Origin of the sequence: Paraglaciecola polaris LMG 21857, assembly GCF_000315055.1 — a bacterium.
Lineage (GTDB): Bacteria > Pseudomonadota > Gammaproteobacteria > Enterobacterales > Alteromonadaceae > Paraglaciecola > Paraglaciecola polaris.
The window spans coordinates 198,821-219,702 of sequence record NZ_BAER01000017.1 but is presented as its reverse complement, the minus strand read 5'-3'; the positions used below and the strand labels follow the sequence as shown (position 1 = coordinate 219,702).

Below are 20,882 nucleotides of genomic sequence, written 5' to 3'. Positions count from 1 at the left end.
AGTATGACGTTCCTATAGAAACAAAAAACTCGCCGATTGGCGAGTTTTGTTTATTCGTATATACAGGCTTTATAATCGGTTATTTAACCTCGACACCAGCCGCTTGTTTATCTGCATGGTAGCTTGAACGTACCATAGGACCGCAGGCTGCATGGGTAAAACCTATGTCTTTAGCAATCTCGCCTAATTCATCAAATTCTGTTGGGTGTACATAACGTTTTAACGGGAAGTGGTGTTTACTTGGTTGCAAATATTGCCCTAAAGTAAGCATTTCCACATTATGCGCCCGTAAATCTTTAAGCACTTCGGCGATTTCTTCTTTGTTCTCACCCATACCCATCATTAAACCTGACTTGGTTGGAATGTCTGGATGCTGTTCTTTGAACTTTTTCAGTAAATCGAGAGACCATTGGTAGTTTGCACCGGGACGACATTCACGATACAAACGAGGAATGGTTTCTAAATTATGGTTGAATACATCAGGCACACCATTTTTTAAAATCTCTAGTGCAGTATCCATGCGCCCACGAAAATCAGGCACTAATACTTCAATTTTAGTACTAGGGCTGTGCTCGCGGATTGCATTGATGCAATCAACAAAATGCTGTGCGCCACCATCGCGTAAATCATCACGATCTACCGAAGTAATAACCACATACTTTAATCCCATTTCAGCGATGGTTTTCGCCAATTTGATGGGCTCTTCAGCACTCGGCGGTAAAGGTTTACCGTGGGCCACATCACAAAATGGGCAGCGACGAGTACATATGTCACCTAGGATCATGAAGGTTGCGGTGCCATGATTGAAACATTCCGCAAGGTTAGGGCAGCTCGCTTCTTCACATACTGAGTGCAAGTTATTTTTGCGCAATGTTTTTTTAATATGATCGATGCGGTCAGTGGTGCGTGGCAGCCTGATTTTAATCCACTCAGGTTTACGTAACATCTCCGCTTTTTCGGTCGGCATGATGGTGATAGGGATATGTTTAACTTTTTCATCATCCCGGAGTTTCACTCCGGCTTGTGGACGTGCGTTACTCATCAAAACCTTCTTTGTTTTCGACGCTTGCAATACCAAGCAATGAACATAATTTTTCGGCGATAGCAGGACCGGCAACCGCAAGGGTGTCGGGCCCACCTAATTGGGTGCAATCTATCATTTCTAAGCCAGCATAACCACAAGGATTGATGCGCTGGAACGGACTGAGATCCATATTGACGTTAAGGGCCAAGCCATGAAACGAACATCCTCTGCGAATACGTAAGCCAATGGAGCAGACTTTTTTGCTGTCTACGTAAACACCAGGGGCATCTGCACGAGGATAGGCTTCAATAGAATAGCCGTTAAGCGTATCAACAATGCAGCTCTCAAGAGCGGTCACTAGCGTGCGAACCCCTAAATTGTGGCGCTTTAAATTAAGCAACACATACATCATTTGTTGGCCAGGACCGTGATAAGTAACTTGGCCACCACGGTCAACTTTAACCACAGGAATATCACCTGGAGCAAGTAGGTGTTCTTCTTTGCCTGCTTGACCCTGGGTAAATACCGGGTCGTGTTCAACTAACCAAATTTCATCTTGGCTATGCACATCACGTGTATCGGTGAAATCTTGCATTTTTTGCCAAATGGGCAAATATGCCTGACGTCCGAGTTGGCGAATAATGACCGGGGCGATGTTGTTCAAACCTTCAAGGTGTCCTTTTTTCGAAAAAGAATGGTGCTTAAAGCACCATACGCACTAATTCAAGTTTGGATAACTCAGTATAGATGGTTTCCATATGTTCTTTACTCGTCACGCGTACACTAATAGACAATGAATGGTATTTGCCTTTAGAGCTTGGCTTAACGCTAGGCGAATAATCGCCAGGAGCGTGGTTTTGCAAGCAGTTAATCACATGATCAGGTAAAGCCTCATCTGCCACGCCCAATACTTTAAATGTTTGGTGGCAGGGGAAATCGAGTAATTTATCAAATTGAGTTTGCATAATAATCTGTTCAATATGCCTTAGCTATCAAAGCCAAGTTGCAGTTTTACGAAGTCAATAAGGCGGTCAATCATACCGCCTTCTTTCACTTCTTGTAATGTAACTAAAGGGTATTCAGCTACGTCTTCACCGTCTAGTTGCAAGAATAACTTACCTACTACTTCGCCTTTGGCTAAGGGCGCTTCAAGCTTTTTGTCTAGCTCGAAATTAGCTTCTAAGTTTTTGCTTTGACCACGGGGAATGGTAATGGGGGTGTCTTGTGAAATACCAAGGTCAACCGTCTCTTTGTCACCCATGAATATACGGTGCGATACAAAACTTTCGCCTGCTTTATAAGGGGTAATAGTTTCATAAAATCTAAAACCATATTTAAGTAGCTTTTTATTTTCTACTTTTCGCGCACGTTCGCTATCAGCACCCATGACAACAGCAATCAGACGCATGTCACCCTGAGTTGCAGATGATACTAAGCTGTAACCTGCGTCTGATGTATGGCCGGTTTTGATCCCATCTACGTTTAGACTTTTATCCCATAACAAACCGTTACGATTGTATTGCTTGATGTTGTTGTAAGTGAATTCTTTCTGACTGTAAACCTTGTACTCATTTGGTACGTCATTTATCAATGCTCGGGCTAAAGTAGCCATGTCCCGCGGTGAGGTGTAATGGTCTGCGTCTTGCAAACCATGGCTGTTAACAAAGTGAGTCGATGTCATGCCTAATTTTTCAGCATGCAAGTTCATCATGCTTGCGAAGGCATCCTCACTACCGGCAATATGTTCGGCCATCGCCACACAGGCATCGTTACCCGATTGCACGATAATGCCTCGGTTCAAATCACTCACTGAGATCTGAGTGCCAACTTCAATAAACATCTTAGAAGAATCTGGGAAATTCTTGGCCCAAGCATTTTCAGAAATCGTGACCATATCGGTGCCTTTGATATTGCCATTCTCAATTTCTTTGCCAATGACATAACTGGTCATCATTTTGGTTAAACTGGCAGGCGGAATTTGAATATCCGCGTTCTGCTCTGCAATGACTTTGCCCGTTTGATAATCAATTAAGATAAAGCCTTTAGCTGAGACTGACGGGGCGTCTGGTATAACAACCGCCGCGTTAGCCGCATGAGTAAAAAAGGAAAGGGATAAGCAGCTAAATATCGCTAAAATTAATGTCTTGGTGTTTCGCATGGACCTACCGTAATGTGATTTTTGTTAAGAATGTAGAAATGACGTGTCGTGCTTAAAACGACGGCTAATATATCAGTTTTCCAAGTGCTTTACTGCGCTAGCAACAAAAATTGTTACATAAAAGCAATTCCGAAAGTCTCCTTTAGGACAGGTTTTATCAGAAAAAGTTTGACCACTTGGTTATTTTGTCGGATAAAACTTATATGCGTCCCTGTATCCTGTGTTGCGTAATTGATCCAATATATCACGGGCTTGTGTTTCCGTGGTAAAGGGCCCCAAACGTAAGCGATATAGACCCGCTTCAAATGGAGCGACATAAGGTACTTGATAAAGATTGGCCAGTGCGGAACCGATTTTTTCAATACGTTGATTGTTAGACAGAGCCGCGATCTGAATAAAAACATTATCTTGGATTGTATTCTTGGCTGCTGGAGAGGGTGTTGAATCCACAGCGGGTAATGGGCCGGGAGTGACTGCATTACTTGCCGGCGCCATAGCCGGTATTCTAGGTACCTGAGCTATTTGCACCTGAGTATTTGCTGTCGTTTGACTTTTTAATGGTGCAGGAGGAAGAGAAAGCCCATTTCCCACGGTTTGCATACCCTGCTCATCAACATGAATAACATCTAATTTAACTTGTGTCGTACCTGTGCTTAGCATGCCAAGTTTCATCGCTGCCGCATATGACAAGTCGATGATCCTATTATCATGAAATGGCCCGCGATCATTCACTCTAACAATGGCTTCTCGACCATTTTTTAAGTTGGTTACCCGCACGTAAGAGGGCAGTGGCAAAGTCTTATGAGCTGCAGACATGGCGTACATGTCATAGATTTCACCATTTGATGTTAAATGGCCATGAAACTTCTGGCCATACCAGGATGCACCGCCTGTTGCAGAATAACCTTTCCCCGTTTTTAGAGGAGTGTAATGTCTGCCAAGCACTGAATAACTGCGTAAGTTAGCTAAAGCGTAAGGTTCATATTCTGGCTCAGCATCGTCGAATGTCATACCGTCTTTAATGGCACTTGGGGCAGAGTCTTTATATTGCGTGTAGCGACTGCTGCCGGATTCTGGTGTCTGGGAACAGCCTGATATTAGGCATAAAGTGCAGGCATAAACGGCTAACTTATGCATCATCTAGGCTTGCCTCTGCAGCTTTTTTGTCTATTTTTTGCATCTCTTGGGCTAACTGACGACTAAATTGAAATGCAACCATAGCGTACAATTTGCTGTGATTGTAACGGGTGATAACATAAAAATTTCTCAACCCAAGCCAATAAATTTTGCCTTCGCTTTGAACAAAATCGAGTAATTTTGCGCTACTGTCATCGGCGATATTATCCCATTGTTCCTGCGCTTCGTCGAGAGCATATGTCTGGGCTAATTCGACATTCATGCTAACGCCACTGTCTTTCAATTGACGCAGAGTTTCTCGATATTTAAGTGATTTCCTCAACCAAGGTTTGGCGTGTTCTGTTGAAACATTCACGGGATAAGCTACTGGCTCACCATTACGCCAACCATTTTTGTTAAAATAGTTAGCAATACTGCCTATTGCGTCCATGGGATTGTTAAGTAAATCACGCACGCCGTCGTTGTCGAAATCTACTGCGTAATGGCGATAGCTTGACGGGATAAATTGTCCCCAGCCTAGGGCTCCAGCATAGGAGCTTTGTAGTTCGGAGGGATTGAACTGCTCTTCTTTAGCAAGCAGTAACAGTTGTGCAAATTCTTTTTTAAAGAACGAAGCGCGAGGCGGATAATGAAAACCAAGAGTGTACAATGCATTAAAAGCGGAATAGTTACCTTTGTAGGTGCCGTAAAAAGATTCTATGCCTAAAATCGCAACAATGATTTCGCTAGGTACACCATAGGCTTTCTCAGCCCGCGCGAGGGTCTCACGGTGTGTTTGGTAAAAGCTGAGGCCTTTTTGTAAACGTTTTTCGGTTAAAAATATCGGGTAATACTGATACCAGGGTTTCGCCTCCCAAGGTCGCTTAATGGCATCGATTACCGCTTGCTCTTTGGCGGCACTATTCATTAGCTGAGCAAGTTGTTCGGCATTAAACTTGTGCTCATTTACCATCATGCTGATAAAGGCAGATTCTTGGTCGTTTTCTGATTTTGACCAACTTAGTGTAGAAAATATGGCACATTGAAGAGTAAAAACTATCCATAAAAAACGACTTAATAGCATACTGGGTGAGGTTACGATCTGCACTTTCTCTCCATCTAAAACAAACTAAAAAACAATAACCGGAAGAATAACCAGCTTAGGCTAACGGGACAATAAACGTTTTTGCGTCGCAATCGCCATTAGCATGCCAAAACCCGCCAATAAGGTCACCATTGATGTACCGCCATAACTGACCAATGGAAGCGGAACGCCAACCACGGGCAATATGCCAGATACCATGCCCATGTTGACGAAAACATAAACAAAAAATGTCAGGGTAATACTGCCAGCTAAAATTTTACTAAAGGCGTCTTGGGCTCGATTGGCGATGATCATGCCGCGAATGACGATAAAGGTATAAATGGCCAATAAACCGACCACGCCCCAAAAGCCGAATTCTTCACTGAATACAGCGAAGATAAAATCTGTATGGCGTTCCGGCAGAAATTCCAATTGAGATTGGGTGCCTTGTAACCAGCCTTTTCCTTCCGCTCCGCCGGAGCCGATGGCAATTTGCGATTGGATTATATGGTAACCTGAACCGAGAGGATCACTTTCGGGATTAAGGAATGTCAGTACCCGTTGTTTCTGGTAGTCCTTCATCAAAAAGTGCCACATAATAGGGCTGAAAACAGAGACTGATAGCGCAATTGCGCCAATAAAGCGCCAACTCATACCCGCGAGGAAAAGCGCGAAAACCCCGGAACTGGCAATCAACAACGAGGTACCTAGATCAGGTTGTTGGGCAATCAACAAAGTCGGGATCCCTACCAATATAAAACCTATCAATATATGACGTAATTTAGGCGGCAAATTGAATTGACTGATGTACCAAGCAACTACCATAGGGACGGCAAGCTTCATTATTTCGGACGGTTGAAAGCGCAGTACGCCTAAGTCTAGCCAACGTTGTGCGCCTTTACCTATATCACCAAAAATGATCACGGCTACTAACATAGCCACCCCAACAACATAAAAATAAATGGATAGTTTTTGATAGGCCAAGGTTGGGATCTGTGCCACAACCAACATAACACCCATAGCTAAACCTAAACGCACCAATTGGCGGTCAATCAACTGCCAGTCTTGGCCTCCGGCAGAATATATTGTCACCAACCCTACGGCCATTAGCACCAATAGCCCAAGCAATAACGGCCCGTCACAATGTATGCGATTGAGCAACGAACGTTTATTGGGGTCAAGTTTTGTACGTAACATCATATTCATAGCGATAGCCAAGGATTAATGGTTGTGAGCAGATGAGTGAAGGGCGACATCTTGGGACTTGCTGGGTTCTTGTATTTCGGGCCGAGGGGTAAATTCACGCCCCGCAAAATATTTATCCATCATTTTTCTTGCCAAAGGTGCTGCTTGTGAACTGCCGCCTCCGGCGTTTTCAAGGACTACGGTCACCGCAACTTCAGGTTTTTCGTAAGGGGCAAAACCCACATACATAGCATTGTCACGTAAGTTTTCCGCGAGGCTATCAGCATCATATTTTGCATCCTGAGCGATGGCGACCAATTGCGCAGTACCTGATTTACCCGCAGATACATAGGGGGTATCAATAAATGCTTTGCGTGCCGTTCCTGTCTTGCGGTTGACGACACCATACATAGCATCGAGAACAATATCCCAATTTTTAATATTTTTTACATCCAAGGGTCTACGCTCTTTGCTGCCTTCTAATACCACTTCTTTGTCCTGATATTTGCCGCGCATGATTTGTGGGATGAATCGCCGCCCGTGATTCATTAACGTGGTAACGGATTGTACTAATTGAATTGGGGTAACTGTCCAATAGCTCTGGCCAATCCCTACCGGAATGGTATCGCCAATGTACCAAGGCTGATTAAATCGTGCCCGCTTCCATCCGCGACTGGGCATATTGGCATCTGATTCTTCGTGTAAATCGATGCCGGTGTAATCACCAAAACCAAACTCAAACATGTTGTCGCTGATTTTATCTATGCCTAATCGGTAAGCAAGGTCATAAAAATAAATATCGCAGGATTGCTCAATAGCGGAGGTTAAATCGACCCATCCGTGTCCCCAGGTTTTCCAATCTCGCCATACGTGCTCGACATTCTTTAAGCGGTATTTACCATTATCAAAAATGCGTGTTTCGGGGGTAACAATTTTTTGCTCTAATCCGACTAAGGCTAAATGGGGTTTAATCGTGGACGCCGGAGGGTACTGGCCTTGGGTCGCACGGTTAATAAGTGGGCGTCCTTTTGAATTCAATAACCGATTGTAGTTTTTGCTGCTGATACCGTGCACAAATAAATTAGGATCATAACTTGGGCTGCTAAACATGGCGAGAACACCGCCATTGTTGGAATCGAGCATAACCACAGTACCCTTATCGCCGTCCATAATTTTCTCAGCTTCTTGCTGTAATGCAAGATCGATATTGAGCACTATATCTTGCCCAGGCACCGGGGGATTGAAATTCAAGGTGCGGATAATTCGCCCTTGGTTATTGACTTCGACCTCTTGATAACCCACCTGACCGTGGAGAATATCTTCATGATACTTCTCGACCCCGAGTTTGCCGATATCATGGGTGGCAGCATAGTTCGCTTCCAGCCCAGCTTCGCTGAGTTTCTGTAAGTCTCTTTTGTTAATTTTTGACACGTAACCCAACACATGCGTAAGGGTTTTACCATAGGGGTAGTGACGTGTTAGACGTGCTTCAACACTGACGCCGGGGAATTTATGTTGATTGGCTGAAAACAGTGCGACTTCTTCTGGGGTTAAACGTTTTCGCAATGAAACAGGCTTAAAGCGTCGATTGCGTTTTATTTCACGATAAAAATCAGTTACTTCGTCTTCATCAATATCCAATAAAACACTTAGCAAACCGAGTGTTTTTTCCAAATTTTCGACTTTCTCAGGAATGACTTCAAGATTGAAAACGGGACGGTTTTCGGCCAATAAAATACCATTTCGGTCGTAAATTAAGCCTCGATTAGGTGCGACGGGGAGTATTTTTATACGGTTTCCATTTGAGCGAGTCTGATAATCCTCAAAACGGGTTATTTGTAGATAGTATAGATTACTCAATACCATGGCGATCATGGTAAAAATAACTAACATCGCTATCACAGTGCGCCGAGCAAACAGGTTTGCTTCAGCAGTATGATCCTTTATCGTCACACGTGGGCGGGCCATTGTTACTCTCTGTGATAAGGGTGATTGGTGTTAACGGACCAAGCGCGATATAAGCTTTCTGCCACGATAATTCGCACCAAAGGGTGGGGGAGAGTTAACGGTGATAAAGACCACTTTTGTTCAGATGCAGCAATACATTCGGGGGCCAATCCTTCTGGTCCACCGATCAGCAGGCTGACGTCCCGGCCATCCATTTGCCATTTTTGCATATTACTAGCAAGTAAAGGGGTATCCCAAGGCTTACCTGTGACTTCAAGGGTCACAATACGATTTCCTTTTGGGATAGCCGCCATGGTTAACTCACCTTCCTTGTGCAAAATGCGTTTTATATCGGCATTTTTACCACGTTTACCGGCAGGGATTTCTGTCAAGCTAAGTGGCATATCAGCAGGGAAGCGTTTAACGTACTGTTGGTAACCTTGTTCGACCCAACCTGGCATTTTACTGCCAACGGCTATTAGTTGAATTCGCATGGCGTTATCTACTTGGTAATGTAAAGCTAGGGGTTTGAGGGCTTATTAGCCCCAAAGTTTCTCTAATTGATAAAAATCTCTGGCATCATCTTGCATCACATGTAAAACCACGTCACCCAGGTCAACTAATACCCAATCACCAAGTTCACGTCCTTCAATACTTAATGGAGGGTTGCCCGCTTGCTTTGCTTCAACCACAACATTTTCGGCAATCGATACCACGTGACGTTTTGAGTTACCTGAACATATCAACATGGTTTCAGTGATGCTTGATTTCTCTGATACATCTAAATCTATGATATCTCGACCTTTTAGGTCTTCAATTTTTTCTACCACAAAGGCTTTTAATTGTTCGTGATCCAAAGGGATTCCTTTTATAAAATGTGTATTAAATGAATTATCGTTAGTTTATCAGAAAGTGGTACTTGGCTGATATAACTTATGTGTCTGTATGTATGCCCGTACCTTGGGGTCAACCATATTATTGGTAGATAACCCCTGTTGAATATGTTGACGAATATCCGTAGATGAAATTGCCAGTAGGGGTGTGTCCGCCAAAAATATTTTACCGTACAAGGCATTGTGTAAAGCATTATTTGTCATGACTTGACGCTCGTTTAACAGCTGCTGGAGCTCTTTGGATAGCGTTGTTTGTGAGCCTGGGCGACAACAGACGACAAAATGACAGTAATCGAATAACGCTTGCCACTCATGCCAAGTAGCGAGTGAGTGCAGCGAGTCCATGCCGATGAAAAAACACAAGGGGTGTCTTGGGTATTCAGCGCGCAGCGCTTGCAATGTATGTATGGTATACGACGGGGCAGAGGTGTGTATTTCACGGTCATCGATATACAATTGAGGATAACACTCAATGGCTAATTTAAGCATGGCTAAACGATGTTTTGCTGCACTGGGGGCGAGGTCTTTATGCACTGGAATATGGCAGGGTAACATAGCGACTGATTGCACCCCTGCTTGTTGTGCCGCGTCAATAACCGGTTTGATGTGACCATAGTGGACCGGATCAAACGTACCGCCGAATATGCCTAATGCTGGTCGTAACTTATTCAATTTAAAGCATAATTTTCAAGAGAGACAGGTACAAACAGCAAACACAGATGACACAGTTCAACATAAGGACGCTGAACTTGAGACTGCTTTAGTGCATTGTCCATGATATTGAGTTTGTACTGCAGTTGTTGCAGATGCGAAGGGGTTAAACGCTGTAACGCAGACAGGTACAGACCTTGACGGTTTTTCCATATACGGTGTTGATTCCAGTTAATTGCTTGGCCCGCTTGCTTACTTGCTTGCAATGCCCGTAAAGTTTGCCATTCTCGGGTCAATGCCCACATGATGATATTGGGTTCGATCCCTTCACTTTCTAAGCGATAAAGCATCTTAACCGCCTTTTGGCTGTCACCAGTGAGCAAAACATCAATTAGCTGGAATACGTTATATCGGGACTGATCCACCACCGCTTGCTCAACCTGCTCTAAGGTGGGGTTGCCTTTAGGATAAAGTAAACATAGTTTCTCAATCTCTTGACTGGCAGCCAGTAAATTACCTTCACAGTACTCTGCTAATAACTGTGTAACGTCCCCTGAGGCCTGCAAACCTTGAGTGCGCATTTGCTCCATTAACCATTGTTGCAGTGCGTTACCTTCTAACGGATAACAAGGCACATACACACCTAGTTTATCTAGGCTTTTAAACCATTTACTATTTTGCACGTCTTTGGCTATTTTGGCCCCGTGGATAACCAGTAATATATCTGGATTATTTTGCGCGCATAGCTCAATCAATATTTTACTACCTTGGGTGCCTGGTTTGCCGGTAGGTAGTTCAAGTTCAATATACTGCTTAGACGAAAATAACGATAAGGTTTGTGTTGCCTCAAGTAATTTCTGCCAGTCAAATTGGGCGTCAGCAACCAAGGTTTGACGTTCGTCGAAACCGTTTGCTAATGCTACTTTTCTAACTTGATGAATAGCCGTTAACTTTTGTTGTGGCTCATCGCCAAATATTAGATAGAAGGGCTGTAGCCCCTTGTTTAACGAGGCGTTAAAACGGTTAGGATAAACTTGCATTAAATCTTAGGGATCGCAGTATTTGCTGAAGATCGTTGGGCGATAGAAATCTGATGAATGATCTGATTAGCAGCTTGTTTGCGCATCTCAGATAACACCAGTTCAAGTTCTCGAGATTTCGCTAATACAGCGTCAGGATCGTCTTGATACTCGCGTTTTATGTCAAATTCCACAAGTTGTGCGTCGCGTTGCGAAAACTGTAGTTCATAACGTACCGTATAGATTAATTCATATTCTGCAACTTGCCCTGTGGTAAACAATGACAGTAGACGTCGATCTAATGTATCGCTGAGAAGATACACATTGAGTAGATTTGAGTCGCCTGCAACGCCAGACTCAATAATATCCACATTATAAGGCTTCAGCTCATTACGCAGGGCTCGTTCAAGGGCTGAATGAGTTTCAGCAGAGGCCAAGCGTAATTGAGAGATACTGTCCGGCAATTCATAATTACCACGCAATGAAAAACCACATCCACTGATGATAAAACTGCATAATAAACAGGTGATTAGGTTTCGCATTGCGTTTTCTACTCGTTAGTTGGCGACGATATTTAGCAGTTTTCCTGCAATATAAATAACTTTTCGTACAGTTTTATTCTCCACAAATTGCTGCACGTTTTCTTGTGCTAGGCCAAGGGCTTGTACTTGCTCTTGGCTTGCATCTGCGGCGACGGTGATTTTAGCGCGAACTTTACCGTTAACCTGGACAATGATCAGCTTTTCGTCTTCCACAAGTGCTGATTCATCGACCTTAGGCCAAGGCGCTGTTTCAATATCATTTTTATGGCCCAAGTCATGCCACAACACGTGACACATATGCGGCGCAATGGGGTTAAGAAGCAACACCATGGCCTCAACACCTTCGCGCAAAACAGCGTTATCTTGCGGTGTAACTTGTGGTGCTTTTTGTAAGTTATTTAAAAGCTCCATAATCGCAGCAACCGCTGTGTTAAAGGTTTGACGACGGCCTACATCATCGGTCACTTTTGCTATGGTACGATGAATTGCTCGGCGCAGATTTTTCTGCTCGCCATTTAATGACTTTATATCAACCACTGGCACATCACCTAGATCAATTACGTCCTGGGAAAGTTTCCATAAGCGCTTAATGAAACGGTTTGCGCCTTCAACACCTGAATCCACCCACTCTAATGTTTGCTCTGGTGGCGCGGCGAACATGGTGAATACACGAATGGTATCTGCGCCGTATAAATCAATTACATGTTGTGGGTCTATACCGTTGTTCTTCGACTTTGACATTTTGGTCATGCCACCGTGCTCAACAGGTTTGCCGTCGGCTTTTAGTTGGGCCTGGGTGATACGGCCTTTTTCATCTTTCACCGTGTCCACATCCGCTGGCGAAAACCATTCTTTTTTGCCACTTTCGTCTTCTCTATAAAACGAGTCAGCGAGTACCATACCTTGGCACAATAGGCGTTTGTATGGCTCATCGGAGTTAACAAGCCCTTCGTCACGCAGTAATTTGTGGAAGAAACGGGAATACAAAAGGTGCAGTATGGCATGCTCGATGCCTCCTACGTATTGATCCACAGGTAACCAGTAATTGGCTTGTTTTGGATCAAGCATTGCGTCCTGGTTTTGCGCGCTACAGTAGCGAGCGTAATACCACGACGATTCCATAAAGGTATCAAACGTATCGGTTTCACGTAGGGCAGGTTGGCCATTATATTCGGTTTTTGCCCATTCAGGATCGGCTTTGATCGGTGAAATAACACCGTTCATTTGCACGTCTTCAGGCAACACTACGGGCAATTGGTCAACGGGGACCGGCACTGACTCACCGTTTTCGAGATTTAGCATAGGGATAGGTGAGCCCCAGTAACGCTGGCGTGAAACGCCCCAATCACGAAGACGATAGTTAACTTTTTTGTTGCCCGCACCAAGCGCTTCAAGTTTGGCCGCAATCCCATCGAATGCTTCTGTAAAAGCTAAACCATTGAACTGCTCGGAGTTAACCAGTAGGCCTTTTTCGGTGTAAGCAGCAACAGACAAGTCACACTCTTGGTTGTCATCTGGTGCTGGCTGTACAACTTGCTTAATGGGCAAACTGTATTTCTGGGCAAATTCCCAATCCCGTTGGTCGTGCCCTGGTACCGACATGACGGCACCCGAGCCATAACCCATAAGTACGAAGTTGGCGACCCATACTGCAACTTTCTCACCCGTTAACGGGTGAATGGCGAACAAACCTGTGTCACAGCCTTTTTTCTCCATGGTGGCAAGTTCAGCCTCGGCAACCTTGGTATTTTTACACGATTCGATGAATTCAGCTAAAACTGGGCGGCTTAGCGCTGCGTGTAATGCTAGTGGGTGCTGTGCCGCGACGGCCACATATGTCACACCGTAAAGGGTATCAGGGCGAGTGGTATAGACATCGAAACTACTGATGTCAGCTGCACTTTCGCTCAGGTTAAAAGTGATATCGACGCCTTCAGAACGGCCGATCCAATTCTTTTGCATGGCGCGGACTTGCTCAGGCCAATCTTCTAGTTGTTCTAAATCGGACAGTAATTCTTCTGCGTAATCAGTGATTTTGATAAACCACTGAGGAATTTCTTTTTGCTCAACTAAAGCGCCCGAGCGCCAGCCACGCCCATCAATAACTTGCTCATTTGCGAGTACGGTGTGGTCAACAGGATCCCAGTTGACGGTTGAGTTTTTCTTATAAACCAAGCCTTTTTCATATAAACGGGTAAAGAACCATTGTTCCCAGCGGTAGTAGTCCTTTTTACAGGTAGCGACTTCACGATCCCAGTCATAACCAAAGCCTAACAATTTCAGCTGGTTTTTCATGTAATCAATATTTTGATAAGTCCATTTGGCTGGAGCTGTGTTGTTATTTAACGCAGCGTTTTCGGCGGGTAAACCAAATGCATCCCAACCCATAGGTTGCAATACGTTTTTACCGTTCATACGCTGAAAACGGCTGACTACATCGCCAATGGTATAATTACGCACATGACCCATGTGCAAGCGGCCACTTGGATAAGGAAACATAGACAAGCAGTAAAATTTTTCTTTATCTTCTTGTTCTGTTGCTTTAAAAGTTTGATTGGTTTCCCAAAGCGCTTGTACCTCTTGTTCTATTTTCTGAGGTTCGTAATTTTTTTCGGCCATTAAAAAGAGTTTCCGCGAAGATAAAGTATTAAATAAGATAGCCGGTAAGAATACCCTAACGGTTTGCTGAGTCACAAGAGCAGAACACCGTTTTCCAAGCATTTATCGTAAAAACTCTATTAACAGCACTAAAGTTATCGTCAAATTGTAAGTTATATACAAATTGAATGTTAGGAAGTTGTCATTAGTAAAGGAGTGTTACTGGTGGACACGTAACATAAATGCGTAAATGGCGATAAAGTGCGGCATGTTATTCCAGAATATTTGTTATTATACATTTGATTAGCAACAGTTTATAAATTGAAGCGGCTTATTAACGCTCTATATCTAGCTTTCGCGCTAAGCATTTTTTGCCAATACGATGATCGATAGTGTGCAGTATAAAACCGTCATATTTCATTTGTCCGAAAAGGAAAACTCACTTCTATTATGCATCTTAAATACGCCCTGAGTTTGAAAGATATTACCGCGAAACCGAGTCGGCGCTTGATTAATCACGCTTTGAAAGATGAGCAAGCCACTCAGGCAACGTTTATCGGTCAAGCACGTGCTAGAGAAGCCCTCGATTTCGGTTTAGGCATAGATGCCAAGGGGTATAATTTATATGTGATGGGTGAGCAAGCAACGGGTCGCTTTACCTTAGTGCACGAATACATTGCCAAGTATGTACGCAAAGTGCTGACGCCAGATGATTGGTGCTACATTAACAATTTTGATGATGAGCGCGAACCTTTTGCCCTACGTTTGCCTCCTGGGGAAAGTAAGCGCTTAGTTAAAAATATGGAGCAATTAGTCGACGAGCTGCTTGACACCTTTCCCGCAGCATTTGATAACCCTGGTTATCAACGTAAAAAGGTGGCGATTACTCGGGAATTTGATCAACGTTATGAGCAGGCCATTGATACTGTTGAGCAGCTCGCTCAAGCGCAAAATGTGGCTTTGTACGAAGAAAATGGCAACATTAGTTTTTCACCGATAGTGGATGGGAAACCGATCACAGACGCTGACTTTGCTAAATTAAGTGATGATGATCGCCAGCAGTACTATCACTTAATCGATGAACTTGAGAATCGATTAAGTGAAGCCTTGATTGAGTTACCCAAATGGAAGCGAGCCTCCTCAGAGCAACTTCGCCATCTCAAAAAAGATACGGCAGAGCAAGGTATTAAACCCTTGCTGAAAGAGCTTGAACATCAATATGCTGCTGATTTAGGTATATTGAAATTCTTACGCCAACTTAAACCCCATTTAGTCGAAACCATAGTAGAAATACTGGCGGATGATAAAAAAGACGAAAAACATGATGAGTACGACAGGCGTTCTGTATTGGAAGAGCAATACCTACCTAATATTCTGGTTAGTCACGAATTAAACAGTGGCGCACCGGTTATTTATGAACCGAACCCTACTCATCAGAACCTGTTTGGTCGTGTTGAATATACCAACGTTTCTGGTTCGGTATTTACCAATTATCGTATGATCCGCCCTGGTGCATTACATAGAGCCAATGGTGGGTATTTGTTGCTTGATGTAGATAAGTTGATTACCCAACCTTTCGCTTGGGAGACGCTAAAACTGGTTCTGAAATCGGGCCATTTAAAAATGGACTTACCTCAGGCCGATGTAGGCATGGTCAACTCGATTACGCTGAATCCGCAACAAATTCCTATTAACGTCAAGGTCGTATTACTTGGTTCCCGTGAACTGTATTACAACTTGCAAGATTACGATGATGAATTCTACGAGTTATTTCGGGTGTTGGTCGATTTTGATCATGAAATTCAGCTCGATAAGCAAACCTTATATGATTTTGTTGGTCGTGTGCGTCACCAAGTGACGCAATTAGGTTTAAACAGTATTTCGCCCAAAGCTATGTACCGGTTAGTGGAATACAGTTTGCGCATGGCCGAACATCAGCAACGATTGTCAGCACGTTTTTCTGATGTGATAGAGCTGCTCAATGAGAGTTTGTATTTTTGTCGGAAAAGCCAGGATCTGGATTTAGACGTTACACATATAGAGGCCGCGTTAAGTGCAAAAACTCGCCGAACTGGGCGCGTAAGTGAAGCGGTGTTAGATGACATCAAACAGGGACAAATATTGATTGCCACCGAAGGCGTTGATGTTGGTAAGGTCAACGGACTTACTGTGCTCGAGGTAGGTGATTGTTTATTTGGCACCCCTGCGCGTATCACATCAACTGTGTATGCCGGTGCTAACGGTGTGGTGGACATCGAGCGAGAAGTAGAGTTGGGGCAACCAATACATTCAAAAGGCGTGATGTTGTTAACGGGTTACCTTGGGCATAAATACGCACAGTTGTTTCCGCTGACGTTGTCAGCGAATATTGCAATCGAGCAGTCCTATGGTCACATAGACGGTGACAGTGCTTCATTGGCTGAGTTAGTTGCGCTGATTTCGGCCTTGACGAATATCCCCACTCGCCAAGATTTGGCCATTACGGGTTCGATCAATCAGTATGGTCAGGTGCAGTCTGTAGGCGGGGTTAATGAGAAAATAGAGGGTTTTTTCAAACTCTGTCAACATCGTGGTTTAACGGGTCATCAAGGGGCGATTATCCCTAAATCTAATCAAATTAATTTGATGCTAGATAAGGATGTCATCGCAGCCGTTAAATTAGGAAAATTTCACATTTGTGTTGTAGAAACGGTCGATCAAGCCCTTGAACTTTTGATGGATAAAGACGTAGGCACAATGAACACTAAAGGTCGCTACCCCAAAGGGACAATCAATTACATGGCCGTAAGCAGTTTACTGAATATTGCAAATGTGGTGAACGGTAGCGACGACGAATAGACATTACCGATAATAGATCCCAGTCAAATATGATTTCACAATTCTGTGTTTTTGCTAGACTGCGGCGCACTTTATTTATGACGAGAAAATATCCATGCAAATCGTAAAAGACACAGTAGTACAGTTCAGGTATATCATCACCGAATTAGACGGTACTGAACTTGAAAACAATCGTGATGCCGAGGCGGTTGCCTATCTTCATGGGCATGACAACATGATGCCGGGGGTAGAATCAGCACTTGAAGGTAAGGCTGTCGGGGATCGTTTTACCGTTGAACTTGAGCCTGCTCAAACTTATGGTGAAATTCAAACCGACGCAGAACAGCGTATACCTATGAAACATTTGCAAGATGCCCAAGGTACCAAAAAGTGGAAGGCGGGTATGACGGCAGTCGTAAATACCGAAAAAGGTCAGCGCGAAGTTACTGTGATAAAAGTCGGTAAATTTATGGTGACTGTGGATTTGAATCATCCAATGGCCGGTAAAACACTGAGTTTTGATTTAGAGGTGGTAGACGTGCGTCAAGCTACGTCAGAAGAAATTCAGCATGGGCATGCTCACGGCGTGGGTGGTCACCACCACTAATCGTAAAATTGCGCACGATACAGCAAGTATAAGCGGGTTAGCGATTAGAAAGTTGAACCTCATTGGACAAAATATCCCGTATTAAGGCGGCTAAATTAACCTCTTAATACGGGATATTTTGCAATGTAACTATTATTTTCTCGGTAGTTCGATTTTTTTCTCGTCACTTTGACGAAATAATACCAAGGTATGTCCGATAGATTGTAGTTTTTCTGCTTTTGTTTCACGAATGATGGCATCCATGATCAAGCTTTTCTCTTCTCTGTCTTCAGTGGGTACTTTAACTTTAATGAGTTCATGATGGCTAAGTGCGCCTTCAATTTCAGCCAATACGCCTTCGGTCAATCCATTTGCCCCTAGTTGTACCACAGGTTTAAGTGAATGGGCGAGGCCCTTAAGGTGTTGTTTTTGCTTGTTTGATAGAGTCATTGAGTAATATTTCTTACAATTATATTGAATGTGAACAGTTGAAAACCAGTATTCTAGCGCCATCTTGCAAGTATTCCTAATGACAAACGAAGCCAATGGGTAAAAATAAGCAATCTGAAAGCAGTAAACGCTGGTTAAAAGAGCACTTTGACGATAAATATGTCATTCAGGCACAAAAACAAGGTCTGCGTTCTAGGGCTGTTTTTAAGCTAGAAGAAATTCAGGTGAAAGACGGCCTGATTAAAGAAGGAATGACGGTAGTCGATTTGGGTGCTGCTCCTGGCGGTTGGTCGCAATATGCGGTTAAACAAGTCGGGGATAAAGGACAGGTAATCGCCTGTGATATTTTATCGATGGATCCCTTACCTGGCGTTGATTTCTTAATGGGCGATTTTCGCGAGGAAGCCGTACTCGATACATTATTGAACAAAATCGGCGGAAAGAACGTAGATGTTGTTATGTCCGATATGGCGCCGAACATGACGGGCAACGATACAGCAGATCAAGCGAAATCGATGTACTTAGTCGAACTTTCACTGGATATGTGTCGACAGGTACTAAAGAAAAACGGCAACTACACCGTTAAAGTTTTTATGGGTGAAGGTTTTGACCAATTCTTTAATGAGGTAAAAAGTGCCTTTAAAGTGGTTAAAACCCGTAAACCTGATTCATCCCGAGCGCGCTCCAGAGAGGTTTATCTGGTAGCGACGGGCTTTAAATTATAGTACTCTCAGGCGTGAGATACGCAACAGAATTGAAATAACAGAGGTCAACAACTTGAGCGACATGGCAAAAAATTTAATCTTATGGTTGGTCATAGCTGTCGTTTTGATGTCAGTCTTCCAGAGTTTTTCTCCGGGGGAGTCATCAAAGGTACAAACGGATTATACAACGTTTCTTAAAGAAGCAAATCAAGGACAAATCCGTGAAGTGCGTATTGATAGTGAATCACGAGAAATTAAAGGCACTAAACGGTCAGGGGAGAGCTTCTCTACCTATATCCCTTACTTTGATGATCAGCTTATTTCAGATTTGGTAAAACAAGATGTAAAAATTCTTGGCGAACCACCTGAAGAGCCTTCATTGCTTACCTCTATTTTTATCTCATGGTTCCCAATGTTATTGCTGATTGGGGTATGGATATTTTTCATGCGTCAAATGCAAGGCGGCGGCGGTGGTCGAGGAGCCATGTCATTCGGTAAAAGTAAAGCTAAGCTGATGGGTGAAGACCAAATCAAAACAACGTTTGCAGATGTTGCCGGTTGTGATGAAGCCAAAGAAGACGTTTCCGAATTAGTTGACTTCTTACGTGACCCTAGCAAATTCCAGAAGTTAGGCGGACGCATTCCTACCGGAGTGTTGTTAGTTGGTCCTCCTGGGACGGGCAAAACACTATTGGCAAAAGCCATTGCTGGTGAAGCGAAAGTGCCGTTCTTCTCAATATCAGGTTCTGACTTTGTAGAAATGTTTGTAGGTGTCGGCGCTTCTCGTGTGCGTGATATGTTCGAACAAGCTAAAAAGGCCGCACCGTGTATCATCTTCATCGATGAAATCGACGCAGTGGGTCGCCAACGTGGCGCCGGTATGGGAGGCGGTCATGATGAACGTGAGCAAACCTTAAACCAAATGTTAGTTGAAATGGATGGTTTCGGCGGTAACGAAGGCATTATTGTTATTGCGGCGACTAACCGTCCAGACGTACTTGACCCCGCATTATTGCGCCCAGGTCGTTTTGACCGTCAAGTACACGTAGGTTTACCGGATATTCGCGGACGTGAACAAATATTGAAAGTACATATGCGTAAAGTGCCATTAGGCGACAACGTAGAGCCTTCTTACATTGCGCGTGGTACGCCTGGTTTCTCAGGTGCAGACTTAGCTAACCTAGTTAACGAAGCGGCATTGTTTGCAGCCAGAAGCGGTAAACGTACTGTTTCAATGGAAGAGTTTGATAAAGCCAAAGACAAAATCATGATGGGCTCTGAGCGCAAAAACATGGTGATGTCAGAAGAAGAAAAAACCAATACTGCTTATCACGAAGCTGGTCACGCTATTGTGGGCCGATTGGTGCCTGAGCATGATCCCGTTTATAAAGTATCGATTATTCCTCGTGGTCGCGCGTTGGGCGTAACGATGTACTTACCTGAACAGGATCGATACAGTCATAGCAAGCAACATCTTGAAAGCATGATTTCGAGCTTGTTTGGCGGTCGAATTGCCGAAGCGTTAACTTTAGGTGAAGATCGCGTTACCACAGGGGCATCGAATGATATCGAACGTGCCACTGACATCGCGCGTAAAATGGTTACCCAGTGGGGGTTATCAACCAAAATGGGACCTATGCTTTATGCTGAAGAAGAAGGGGAAGTATTCCTTGGGCGCAGTATGGCTAAATCGAAGCATATGTCGGATGATACCGCTCGAGCTATTGATGCAGAGGTGAAAGCATTGATCGATAGAAACTATGCTCGTGCACAGCAGATACTGACTGATAACATCGATATTTTGCATTCCATGAAAGACTGTTTAATGAAATACGAAACCATTGATGCAAAACAGATTGATGATTTAATGGCACGTACTGATGTGCGCTTACCTGCTGATTGGGTTGAAGATTCGAAAAATGACAGTACGCCTCCGACTGGTGGCGCATCTGTAAGTGATGAACCTAAGGGGAAAGATGATTCTGGCGAAACGAAAGAGCCGAAAAAGTCTGAGTCGACGGTTGGTAAGCCGGGCGATGCGACTAACTAATTAAACTTGTATGAGAGACAGACGCTTTGTTGAGTGATCAACAAAGCGTTTTTTTTAG

19 protein-coding genes are annotated in these 20,882 nt (G+C 43.8%); 4 read left to right on the top strand and 15 right to left on the bottom strand.

Annotated features, from left to right (window positions below):
* Positions 1-79: 79 nt before the first annotated feature.
* From lipA to leuS, 14 genes are all read right to left on the bottom strand, one after another.
* Positions 80-1,042: a lipoyl synthase gene (gene lipA / locus GPLA_RS02925; protein WP_007103322.1), complete on the bottom strand. Its 963-nt coding sequence runs from the start codon at positions 1,040-1,042 to the stop codon at positions 80-82.
* Positions 1,035-1,688 (bottom strand): lipoyl(octanoyl) transferase LipB, encoded by a 654-nt coding sequence (lipB, locus tag GPLA_RS02920; RefSeq protein WP_007103321.1) that lies wholly within the window; start codon positions 1,686-1,688, stop codon positions 1,035-1,037. The genes lipA and lipB overlap by 8 nt, the downstream gene beginning before the upstream one ends.
* A 37-nt stretch (positions 1,689-1,725) precedes the next feature.
* Positions 1,726-1,992: a DUF493 family protein YbeD gene (ybeD, locus tag GPLA_RS02915; RefSeq protein WP_226993048.1), complete on the bottom strand. Its 267-nt coding sequence runs from the start codon at positions 1,990-1,992 to the stop codon at positions 1,726-1,728.
* A gap of 17 nt (positions 1,993-2,009) precedes the next feature.
* Entirely contained in the window at positions 2,010-3,182 is a 1,173-nt protein-coding gene (locus GPLA_RS02910; RefSeq protein ID WP_007103319.1) for a serine hydrolase, read from the bottom strand.
* Between the two features lie 180 nt (positions 3,183-3,362).
* On the bottom strand, positions 3,363-4,322 hold the full coding sequence (locus GPLA_RS02905) for a septal ring lytic transglycosylase RlpA family protein (protein WP_040513823.1): 960 nt from the start codon (positions 4,320-4,322) through the stop codon (positions 3,363-3,365).
* The gene (gene mltB, locus GPLA_RS02900; protein WP_040513848.1) at positions 4,312-5,382 is read right to left on the bottom strand and encodes a lytic murein transglycosylase B; all 1,071 of its coding nucleotides are present in this window, start codon (positions 5,380-5,382) and stop codon (positions 4,312-4,314) included. The genes GPLA_RS02905 and mltB overlap by 11 nt, the downstream gene beginning before the upstream one ends.
* 81 nt (positions 5,383-5,463) lie before the next feature.
* The gene (rodA, locus tag GPLA_RS02895) at positions 5,464-6,588 is read right to left on the bottom strand and encodes a rod shape-determining protein RodA (RefSeq protein WP_007103316.1); all 1,125 of its coding nucleotides are present in this window, start codon (positions 6,586-6,588) and stop codon (positions 5,464-5,466) included.
* A gap of 15 nt (positions 6,589-6,603) precedes the next feature.
* Positions 6,604-8,535, bottom strand: coding sequence for a penicillin-binding protein 2 (gene mrdA / locus GPLA_RS02890; protein WP_007103315.1), 1,932 nt, complete (start codon positions 8,533-8,535; stop codon positions 6,604-6,606).
* A 2-nt stretch (positions 8,536-8,537) separates the two neighbouring features.
* Positions 8,538-9,008 (bottom strand): 23S rRNA (pseudouridine(1915)-N(3))-methyltransferase RlmH, encoded by a 471-nt coding sequence (gene rlmH, locus GPLA_RS02885; protein WP_040513822.1) that lies wholly within the window; start codon positions 9,006-9,008, stop codon positions 8,538-8,540.
* A gap of 45 nt (positions 9,009-9,053) precedes the next feature.
* Positions 9,054-9,371, bottom strand: coding sequence for a ribosome silencing factor (gene rsfS, locus GPLA_RS02880; protein WP_007103313.1), 318 nt, complete (start codon positions 9,369-9,371; stop codon positions 9,054-9,056).
* 48 nt (positions 9,372-9,419) lie between these two features.
* Positions 9,420-10,079: a nicotinate-nucleotide adenylyltransferase gene (gene nadD / locus GPLA_RS02875; protein ID WP_007103312.1), complete on the bottom strand. Its 660-nt coding sequence runs from the start codon at positions 10,077-10,079 to the stop codon at positions 9,420-9,422.
* Positions 10,076-11,098 carry a DNA polymerase III subunit delta gene (gene holA / locus GPLA_RS02870; RefSeq protein ID WP_007103311.1) on the bottom strand — a complete coding sequence of 341 codons (1,023 nt, stop codon included), beginning with the start codon at positions 11,096-11,098 and terminating at the stop codon, positions 10,076-10,078. Before holA ends, nadD begins: the two co-directional genes overlap by 4 nt.
* Complete coding sequence (locus GPLA_RS02865) at positions 11,098-11,619, bottom strand: LPS-assembly lipoprotein LptE (protein WP_007103310.1); 522 nt, start codon at positions 11,617-11,619, stop codon at positions 11,098-11,100. The genes holA and GPLA_RS02865 overlap by 1 nt, the downstream gene beginning before the upstream one ends.
* Before the next feature lie 15 nt (positions 11,620-11,634).
* Positions 11,635-14,238 (bottom strand): leucine--tRNA ligase, encoded by a 2,604-nt coding sequence (leuS, locus tag GPLA_RS02860; protein WP_040513821.1) that lies wholly within the window; start codon positions 14,236-14,238, stop codon positions 11,635-11,637.
* A 429-nt stretch (positions 14,239-14,667) separates the two neighbouring features.
* On the opposite strand from leuS, the gene GPLA_RS02855 reads away from it, so the two are divergent.
* Together GPLA_RS02855 and GPLA_RS02850 are read left to right on the top strand one after the other, a co-directional pair.
* Entirely contained in the window at positions 14,668-17,055 is a 2,388-nt protein-coding gene (locus GPLA_RS02855) for a Lon protease family protein (RefSeq protein WP_007103308.1), read from the top strand.
* 94 nt (positions 17,056-17,149) lie between these two features.
* Positions 17,150-17,641, top strand: coding sequence for an FKBP-type peptidyl-prolyl cis-trans isomerase (locus GPLA_RS02850; protein WP_007103307.1), 492 nt, complete (start codon positions 17,150-17,152; stop codon positions 17,639-17,641).
* Between the two features lie 132 nt (positions 17,642-17,773).
* On the opposite strand, the gene yhbY is transcribed toward GPLA_RS02850, so the two are convergent.
* Complete coding sequence (yhbY, locus tag GPLA_RS02845) at positions 17,774-18,070, bottom strand: ribosome assembly RNA-binding protein YhbY (protein ID WP_007103306.1); 297 nt, start codon at positions 18,068-18,070, stop codon at positions 17,774-17,776.
* 95 nt (positions 18,071-18,165) lie between these two features.
* Between yhbY and rlmE the strand changes: the two genes are divergently transcribed.
* Together rlmE and ftsH are read left to right on the top strand one after the other, a co-directional pair.
* On the top strand, positions 18,166-18,795 hold the full coding sequence (rlmE, locus tag GPLA_RS02840) for a 23S rRNA (uridine(2552)-2'-O)-methyltransferase RlmE (protein ID WP_007103305.1): 630 nt from the start codon (positions 18,166-18,168) through the stop codon (positions 18,793-18,795).
* Positions 18,796-18,847: 52 nt separating this feature from the next.
* Positions 18,848-20,824, top strand: coding sequence for an ATP-dependent zinc metalloprotease FtsH (ftsH, locus tag GPLA_RS02835; RefSeq protein WP_007103304.1), 1,977 nt, complete (start codon positions 18,848-18,850; stop codon positions 20,822-20,824).
* Positions 20,825-20,882 lie beyond the last annotated feature (58 nt).